This is a genomic window from Sedimentibacter sp. B4 (assembly GCF_000309315.1).
GTDB lineage: Bacteria > Bacillota > Clostridia > Tissierellales > Sedimentibacteraceae > Sedimentibacter > Sedimentibacter saalensis.
In genome coordinates this window covers 1-9,115 of the sequence record NZ_CANG01000948.1, presented here as the reverse complement: position 1 = coordinate 9,115, position 9,115 = coordinate 1, and the positions used below count along the sequence as shown (strand labels likewise).

Genomic DNA, 9,115 nt, shown 5'->3' with positions numbered 1-9,115 from the left:
CTGTAAACATGAGATTCTTCGAGCAAGCTCTCAGAATGACAACGTCTAGTATATACATTGTCATCAACCTGAGCTCCCAAGGAGCCTTTATTCAAACAACACCTTGCCGAGCAAATTTGTGAATTCCTGAATTTTATCTGTATCAATTCCGCTGTAATTCAGTGAAAAAATTATTTTATCCCCATTTCTGCTTATGATGTTTAGCAAAATGCGGGAATTTTTTATTTGTTCCATCAAATGTATGTCATCTTTTTTTACATATGCTTCACATACAACATGAAGACCCGAGTCTGAATTTATTATTTCCAGTTTATCCTTGAATGTTTTTTTGAAGCTTGCAGAAAGAGCCAGGTTTTTCTTACTGTAAATTCTTTTAATTTTTCGAAGGTGCTTGAGCATGTAGCCTTCCTTCATGAAATTTGCAAGAACTACTTGGTCGATTTTGGAAGTTGACTGAGTGTGTCTGTATTTAATTTCATTGTATTTTGAAAGAAGCTTTTTAGGTATAACCATGAAGCTTATTCTAAGAGAAGGCAGAAGCATTTTTGAAAATGAACCCAGGTATATGACACAGTCATTCTTGTCCAGCCCCTGAAGACTGGGTATTGGCATTCCTCCATATCTTATCATGCCATCATAATCATCTTCTATTATGAGACCGTTGTTCTTCTGTGCCCAATCCAAAAGCTCCATTCGCTTGTTAACCGGCATGATGGTTCCAAGAGGATACTGGTGTGAAGGGCTTATATATATGAGATGGGCATCGCTGTTTCTTAGTTTTTCTACTGGAAAGCCGTTGTCCGTCACTTCTATGTGGCGTATGTTGAAGAGGTAATCTTCAAATATGAACTCTGCTTTGTTAAAACCAGGTGTTTCAACAGCCACAGTATTGTAATCATCCTTAATTATTCCTATGAGAATTCCCAAAAGATATTGAACGCCAGCTCCAACAATTATCTGATCAGCGCTTGTGTTGCCTCCGCGCATTGTATTGACAAAATTAGCTATTTCATCCCTTAAAAATTTTTCTCCCTGAATGGAGCCGCTGGAGTAAATGTCAGTTCTATCATCTGAAATTACCTTGTTGTAAAGTCTCTTCCATGCTGAAGTGTCAAAGCTTTCCTTGTCAACGCCGTTATTTAAATAATTTATTTCAAACTGCTGATTTAGTATGTTTTTCTGTACGTCATGATTTATTTCAAAGTTGTATTCTGTAAGGTCGCATACAAAGTAACCCCTCTTTGGGAAATTTTCAATGTATCCTTCAGCCACCAGCTGGCTGTATGCATTTTCAATTGTTGTCTTGCTTAAGTTAAGGGTCGTTGATGCTTCCCTGATTGAAGGAAGCTTGGCATCAGGCTTTAACAGACCTGATATGATTTCGTTCTTTATGTATTCGTAAAGTTGTATGTACAGCGCCTTGCTGCTTTCCTTGTCAAAGACAGGCGATATTATCATGGAAACCTCCTTGAACTGACCATTTTAAATATCAAGATTTTATAAAAACTAAAGTTACACTTATTTTAGCATATATTTGATTTATTTCATATTAAATTATCATTTAAATTAATATTTCATATGTTATAATTATAATGAAATTTATTTCTAGGAGTATATATGCACAAAATAAATGAAATTGATGGTTTTGAATATGTAACATTTCCGTCACTTGAAAATCATGAAAACTTGTTTCACTGCTTCACCACAAGAAAAGGCGGCGTGAGCAGAGGCAATTTCTGTTCAATGAATTTAGGTATGGGTTCAGGTGATGAAGAAGAAAATGTAAAAACTAATTACAGAATAATGGCAGAAAGACTCAACATCAATCTGTATGATATTGTTGAAACAGACCAAACTCATACAAGCAACATAAAATATGTAACAGAAGAATACAAGGGATATGCCATGATGGATCCTTTATACACTGATGTGGACGGCTTGTATACAGATAAAAGAAATATAGCTCTCATGACATTCCACGCTGATTGCACTCCGCTGTTTTTTTTCGACCCTGTGAAAAATGTTGTGGGAATGGCTCACGCAGGTTGGAAGGGAACTCTTAATAACATAGCAGGAGAAATCGTGGATGCATTTGTGAAGGATTTCGGCAGTAATCCAGGAGATATAATTGCAGCCATAGGCCCTTCTCTTGGACAGTGCTGCTTTGAAGTTGACAAGGACGTGGCAGACATGTTCCTTGAATACGATGAAAATTATACGGATTATATGATTGTCAAGGGAGAAAAATATCATTTCAACCTTTGGGAAATAAACAAGCATCTCATGGTCAAACATGGTATGAAAACTTCTAACATTGAATTGTCCGGATTGTGCACCAAGTGTAACAACCACATGTTTTTTTCTCACCGTGGGCAAAAGGGGAAAAGGGGTCTCATGTGTGGAATAATAATGCTTAAATAATCAATCAAAAATTAAGCGGGTATTCTTGTTGAATGTTGCATCTTTTCTATTAATATTTTTTAATTTAATTTATTAATCATATCTTCGGTACATGCCAAATATAATACTATATAAAGACGTGAGGAGGGTATGAAATTGTCTATTAAGAAGATTATATCTCTAATATTGATTGTTTGTTTGGCAGCAAGCATAACAGGATGCAGTACTTTAGACATGATGGTTGGTCTAAAGGGAGGAGAAAATCCGGACGTAACAGATTTGGCAGACTTGTCAGATTTTGAAATTGTAGATGACAGCATCGGAGAAGAAGCTAAGGAAGATATAGAACAAGAAGCTGTTGAAACCATCACTGTCAATGCTCAAGAAGAAAAGATGAAAGATATACTGGCATATTATGAAGATGAAAATGGTTTTATAGTACCTGTAAATACAAAGATTCCATGGGAAGAAGGAATTGCAAAAGCAACACTCAGAAGCATGGTTGTAGGAAGCGAAATTGAACAGAAAATAGCTCAATCAAATCTTCATGGCGTCTTGCCTGAAGGAACACAAATAAGAGGAATGTCTATTAAGGATGGTTTATGCGTTGTCGATTTAAGCAATAATGTATTAAATACAGAGTCAATAGATCAGGAAAAAAATATGGTTTCTGCTCTTACATACACTTTGACCGAATTTCCTACAATTGATAAGGTGGAAATCATGGTTGAAGGACAGGACATTGCAGCTCTGTCTAAGGGCTACAGCATAGATACTGCCTTTGAAAGAAAAAATATAAACTTGCAGGGTAAAGATGACGGAATCAACTACACCGTTTATTATAAAGCTCCTGATACTGAAGTGGAAGGACACTATGTTCCTTTGACATTTTCTGCATCAAAAGTTGGAAATCCAGCGGTTGCAGTGGTTGAAAGACTGTTTGGAGGTGCACCGTCTGATACGGTGCTCAGCAACAACATACCTGTTGGCGTAAACTTAAGAGATGTTGAAGTAAAAGGCGGCACAGCAGTTGTTAATCTGGGTGTTGAAGCTGTGAACCTTTCACAGGAAGAATTTGAAGACATGAACGCAATAGTTGTTCTTTGTCTTGAGCAGTTCGAAGAAATAGCAGATGTTGAATACAACATAGAAGGCTTGTCATTTGAAGCAGCAGGTCTTAACTTTGAAGATGACAATGTAACACCGGTATTCAACCAATACTAAACAAATTAAGAGTTAAGAATTAAGAATTAAGAACTAATTGAAACTGGATGGCAATGCCATCCAGTTTTTTCTTTTAATTCTTCACTCTTCACTCTCAATTCTTAATTATTTTTTGTTAGTTTTGTTTTGCCTTTACTGCAAAGTCAGGAGTTTGAATTTCTCCGTAAGGAGCACCTTCTTCAATTTCTCCTGCAGTCTTCATAATATCAATAAGGCGGTTGTAACCGTCTTCTCCAAGAACAAGGTCAGGGTTCCATGTATCCAGATCCTTGTATGTCTGGACTATTTCTGCGATGAACTTCACATCCGAATCTGCAAACTGAGGAAGAATTGCTTCAGCAACTTCTTCTGCAGTGTGCTCTTCAACCCATACCATTCCTTTATAAAGAGCGTTGGCAAATCCCTGAACAACTTCAGGATTTTTTTCGATGTAGCTTTCCAGAGAGCTGTAGCATGTGTATGGAATGTATCCGGCCATCTCACCAACAGATGCCAGTACATATCCGTTTCCTTGCTTTTCAAAAGTAGATGCCAGAGGTTCAAACAATGTGGTGTAATCTGCTTCTCCGGAAGCAAATGCGCCTGCCATCATATCAAACTGCACATCGGTTCTTACATCCAGGTCAGTACCGGGAGTCAGTCCGTTTTGTTTCAGAACATATTCAAGAGTCATGAGAGGAACTCCTCCCTTTCTTCCGCCAAGAATTGTCTTGCCCTTTAGCTTGGCTATGCTGAAGCTGTCGTCAGCTTCTCTTCCAACAATAAAGGAACCATCCCTTTGAGTGAGCTGTGCAAAGTTTATTGGCTGATCCTCTCTCCCCTGAAGATATACGTATACGCTTGCTTCAGGTCCCATGAAAGCAATGTCAGCTTCGCCGCTGACAAGGGCAGCCATGCACTTGTCAGCCCCTCCGCCATTTGTCAACTCAACATTTAAACCTTCCTCATCAAAAAATCCCTTTTCAATGGCAACATACTGAGGTGCATAAAAAATGGAATGGGTAACCTCCACAAGCCTAACGTCCTGTTTTTCGGTTGTTTTTTGTTCGCAGCCTGCAAGAAAGAGCGATGCAACCATTAAAACAACCACCAGTAAAGAAATATACTTTTTCATAATACCCTCCGATAATAGTCTTAGTTCATATAATATTCAAATTAAACACAAAAGTTACAGAAATAACTTCAATAATAATCTTCTTTACAGTTCGTTTGATAAAAAATATTATGTAGAAAAATTGCATTATGTGTGCTATATTAGAAATGTATGTAAAAATAAGGAAGCGAATTTTTACATACATTTGAATTTATTCGAATGTCAGGAGAATAATATGGTTATTCATTTTTCGGATTTTCTTACACAAATCATATCTAGTCCCCCTTTGTTAATAACTGCAGTTCTTACATTGGGAGTCATATTGGTAAATGGTTGGACAGATGCTCCAAACGCCATTGCCACATGCGTCTCGACACGTTCAATTACAGCAAGAAATGCAATTTTAATGGCCGCTGTGTTCAATTTTTTTGGGGTATTCATTATGACCATGATAAATGCAAATGTTGCCATGACTATTTATAACATGGTTGACTTTGGCGGAAACACAAGGGAAGCCCTCATAGCATTGTGTGCTGCATTGTTTGCCATAGTAACATGGGCTACAGCTGCATGGTGGTTTGGGATACCCACCAGTGAGAGCCATGCTCTTATTGCAGGAATATCAGGAGCTGCCATAGCCATTCATAACGGCATGGGCGGAATTAACCCTAATGAATGGATTAAGGTAATTTACGGACTTGCTCTGTCAACTGTACTTGGATTTATAATGGGATGGGTGACAGTAAAGCTGACTGAAATCATATTCAGAGGATTTAACAGAAGAAAGACAAACATGTTCTTTCAAAAAGCACAGGTATTAAGCGGTGCAACAATGGCATTCATGCACGGCGCTCAGGATGGACAGAAGTTTATGGGAGTGTTCATGCTTGGAATATTCCTAGCAAATGGACAAGCAAATGTTACAAGTTTTCAAATTCCTTTATGGATGATGCTCATGTGCTCAATTGTAATGGCTCTTGGAACCTCCATAGGCGGATACAAAATAATAAAATCAGTAGGAATGGATATGTGTAAGCTTGAAAAATATCAGGGATTTTCAGCAGATATGGCTGCTGCCACATGTCTTTTGATTTCTTCCTTGTCAGGAATTCCGGTAAGCACAACTCATACAAAGACAACGGCAATAATGGGCGTGGGAGCTGCAAAAAGACTTTCATCTGTAAACTGGAGTTTTGTTAAGGAAATGGTCTGGACTTGGCTTCTTACTTTTCCGGGCTGCGGGTTAATAGGATTTTTAATGGCAAAAATGTTTATAACATTATTTTAATATAAGAGGTGAAAAATGGCACGTAAAAATGATTATGATTATTTTGACGGATTCATAAAGCTCTCTGAGTACTGCTGCAGTGCCGCTGAAATGCTTGATGACAATATTAAAAAATATGATGCGGAAACACTTCAGGAAAAGATGAAGAAAATGCATGAAATAGAACATGCTGCTGATTTGGAAGGGCATGAAATAATAAGAAGACTTGCCCGTGAATTTATAACGCCAATTGACAGGGAAGACATAGTACAGCTTCTGCATCAAATCGACGACATTACTGACTGCATTGAAGATGTGCTTCTTCACATGTACATGTACAATGTTAAGTCCATACGAGAAGATGCCTTTGGCTTTTCAAAAATAATTCTTCAAAGCTGCCAAGAACTGAAGGATACTTTTGAGGAATTCAAGAATTTTAAGAAATCAAAAGAAATTCACAAAAAGATTGTGCACATAAACAAACTTGAAGAAGACGGAGACAACCTCTATACAGAGGCTGTAAGAAAACTTCACATGACAAGCACCGATGCCATTGAAATAATGACATGGACCATTGCATTCAACCGTTTTGAAAAATGTTGTGATGCATGCGAAGAAGCTGCAAATGTTGTTGAGAGCATAATTATGAAAAATTCATAAATAATTGTGAAAAAAAGTTTATTTTTGCAAAAAAATAGTTGCAATGTAAACGAATGATTGTTAAAATATAAGCAGGAGGCGTATTATGGATAAGCACGATAGAATTTCACCTGCGGTAATCAGACGATTACCAAAATATTACAGATATCTTGGAGAACTTACTAAGATGGGGATTAATAAAACTTCGTCAAGAGAACTCAGCGAGATGACTGGTTTTTCAGCTTCACAAATAAGACAGGACTTAAATAATTTCGGGGGATTTGGACAACAGGGTTTTGGCTACGATGTAGAAAACTTGAGAAATGAAATTGCAAAGATTCTTGGCCTTGACAACAAGTACAAGATCATTATAGTAGGTGCCGGAAATATCGGCCAGGCAATTGCAAATTATACAGGTTTTTCCGAAGCCGATTATGAAGTTGTCGCATTGTTTGACAAAAATCCAAAACTTATAGGGATGTCAATAAGAAATGCAATGATCATGGACTCAGACGACTTAGAAAATTTTCTCGAAAAAGAAAAAATAGACATAGCTGTTATATGCACTCCTAAGAGTGTCAGCCAGCAGGTTGCAGAACAGTTGGTGAGATGCGGAATACATGCTATATGGAATTTTGCCCCGAAAGATTTAAAAATGCCTGAAAATGTACATGTTGAAAATGTTCATTTAAATGAAAGCTTGTTTTCTCTGACTTATTATTATAACAGAATGAACAAGGAAAAAAGTAAAAATGAATAAAACTCAAAAAAATGCAGAGATTATGACGTAAGTTAAAATCTCTGTTTTTTTATACACTATTTAGACCGTTTTTGGCGCCGAGACAAATATTACGAATAATTAACACATTATTTATTGTAAATTAATAAAAATAATTTAAAATTAAATAATTTATGAAAGGTGGTGCAAAATTCGTCTCAAAAAGTTATAATTACAAATAGTTAATATAAAATTGATTGAATTGTGAATACATTTTGATATAATAAAGAAGGAAATACATAATATTATTTCATGGAGGTTTTGTTTAATGAATGCATATATTGAAAGAGTAATTGAGCAAGTTAAGAAAAGAGACGCTAATGAACCTGAATTTATTCAGACAGTTGAAGAAGTATTATTCAGCTTGGAGCCTATGATTGAAAAACATCCTGAGTATGAAGCAGCAGGACTTTTGGAAAGAATTGTTGAACCAGAAAGAAGCATTTCTTTTAAAGTTTCATGGGTTGATGATAAAGGACAAGTACAGGTTAACAGAGGATACAGAATTCAGTTTAACGGAGCAATAGGACCTTACAAAGGTGGATTAAGATTCCATCCTTCAGTATATTCAGGTATAATGAAATTCTTGGCTTTTGAACAAACATTCAAAGATTCACTCACAGGTCTTCCAATAGGCGGAGCAAAAGGTGGTTCTGACTTTGACCCAAGAGGAAAATCAGATGCAGAAGTAATGAGATTCTGCCAAGCCTTCATGACTGAACTTTACAGACATATAGGACCAGACGTTGACGTTCCTGCAGGAGACATAGGAGTTGGCGGAAGAGAAGTAGGTTATTTATACGGACAGTACAGAAGAATCAGAGGCGCTTTTGAAAACGGCGTATTAACAGGCAAAGGAATACCATTTGGCGGAAGTTTGGCAAGAACTGAAGCTACAGGATACGGCGCTGTATATTATACACAAGAAGTTTTGAACCACTTCGGAGAAGAAGTAGCAGGCAAGACATTCGTAGTATCAGGTTTCGGTAACGTTGCTTGGGGAGTTGTTCAGAAAGTTAACCAATTAGGCGGAACTGTTGTTGCTATTTCAGGTCCAGACGGATATATTTACGATCCTGCCGGAGTTAAAGGTGAAAAAGAAGAATTTATGCTTTACATGAGATCATCAGGAAGAGACAAAGTTCAGGATTACGCTGAAAAATTTGGTGTTGAATTCTTCCCAGGTCAGAAACCATGGGCAGTAAAAGCAGATGTTTACATGCCATGTGCAACTCAAAATGAAATCAACATGGAAGAAGCTAAGAAAATAGTAGCAAGCGGATCTAAATACTATATCGAAGTTGCTAACATGCCTACTACAAATGATGCATTGGCATTCTTACAACAAAGCGGAATGATAGTTGCTCCTTCTAAAGCAGTTAATGCCGGCGGAGTTGCTACATCAGCATTGGAAATGAGCCAGAACTCAATGAGATATTCTTGGACATTTGAAGAAGTTGATGCTAAACTTCATGAAATCATGAGAAACATCTACAAAAACTCTGTAGCAGCAGCTGAAGAAGCTGGATTGGGATACAACCTGGTAGCTGGAGCTAACCTTGCTGGATTCAAAAAAGTTGCAGACGCTATGATGGCTCAGGGAATAATCTAATAAAAAATAAAAGCAAGGTTCGCCTTGCTTTTTTTGTTACCTTATTTTTCATTTAATAATTTGGAATTAACATTTTTTCTTCCTGCTAACATTTTGGGAATT

At 37.0% G+C, this 9,115-nt stretch carries 8 protein-coding genes; 6 read left to right on the top strand and 2 right to left on the bottom strand.

Features of this window, described 5'->3' with window-relative positions:
• Positions 1 to 87: 87 nt before the first annotated feature.
• A complete protein-coding gene (locus BN358_RS17775; RefSeq protein WP_019229874.1) occupies positions 88 to 1,458 on the bottom strand; it encodes a PLP-dependent aminotransferase family protein in 1,371 nt (456 codons plus the stop codon).
• A gap of 159 nt (positions 1,459 to 1,617) precedes the next feature.
• Between BN358_RS17775 and pgeF the strand changes: the two genes are divergently transcribed.
• Both pgeF and BN358_RS17765 read left to right on the top strand, forming a co-directional pair.
• Positions 1,618 to 2,421, top strand: a complete 804-nt coding sequence (gene pgeF / locus BN358_RS17770) for a peptidoglycan editing factor PgeF (protein WP_019229873.1) — start codon at positions 1,618 to 1,620, stop codon at positions 2,419 to 2,421.
• 129 nt (positions 2,422 to 2,550) lie between these two features.
• The gene (locus BN358_RS17765) at positions 2,551 to 3,624 is read left to right on the top strand and encodes a GerMN domain-containing protein (protein WP_019229872.1); all 1,074 of its coding nucleotides are present in this window, start codon (positions 2,551 to 2,553) and stop codon (positions 3,622 to 3,624) included.
• A gap of 115 nt (positions 3,625 to 3,739) precedes the next feature.
• Here the strand turns inward: BN358_RS17765 and BN358_RS17760 are convergent, their stop codons facing one another.
• Positions 3,740 to 4,738, bottom strand: a complete 999-nt coding sequence (locus BN358_RS17760; RefSeq protein WP_019229871.1) for an ABC transporter substrate-binding protein — start codon at positions 4,736 to 4,738, stop codon at positions 3,740 to 3,742.
• 214 nt (positions 4,739 to 4,952) lie between these two features.
• On the opposite strand from BN358_RS17760, the gene BN358_RS17755 reads away from it, so the two are divergent.
• From BN358_RS17755 to gdhA, 4 genes are all read left to right on the top strand, one after another.
• Positions 4,953 to 6,005, top strand: a complete 1,053-nt coding sequence (locus BN358_RS17755) for an inorganic phosphate transporter (protein WP_019229870.1) — start codon at positions 4,953 to 4,955, stop codon at positions 6,003 to 6,005.
• 15 nt (positions 6,006 to 6,020) lie between these two features.
• Complete coding sequence (locus tag BN358_RS17750; RefSeq protein WP_019229869.1) at positions 6,021 to 6,644, top strand: DUF47 domain-containing protein; 624 nt, start codon at positions 6,021 to 6,023, stop codon at positions 6,642 to 6,644.
• A gap of 85 nt (positions 6,645 to 6,729) precedes the next feature.
• Positions 6,730 to 7,383: a redox-sensing transcriptional repressor Rex gene (locus tag BN358_RS17745; RefSeq protein WP_019229868.1), complete on the top strand. Its 654-nt coding sequence runs from the start codon at positions 6,730 to 6,732 to the stop codon at positions 7,381 to 7,383.
• A gap of 286 nt (positions 7,384 to 7,669) precedes the next feature.
• Positions 7,670 to 9,013, top strand: coding sequence for an NADP-specific glutamate dehydrogenase (gdhA, locus tag BN358_RS17740; RefSeq protein WP_019229867.1), 1,344 nt, complete (start codon positions 7,670 to 7,672; stop codon positions 9,011 to 9,013).
• Positions 9,014 to 9,115: the final 102 nt, after the last annotated feature.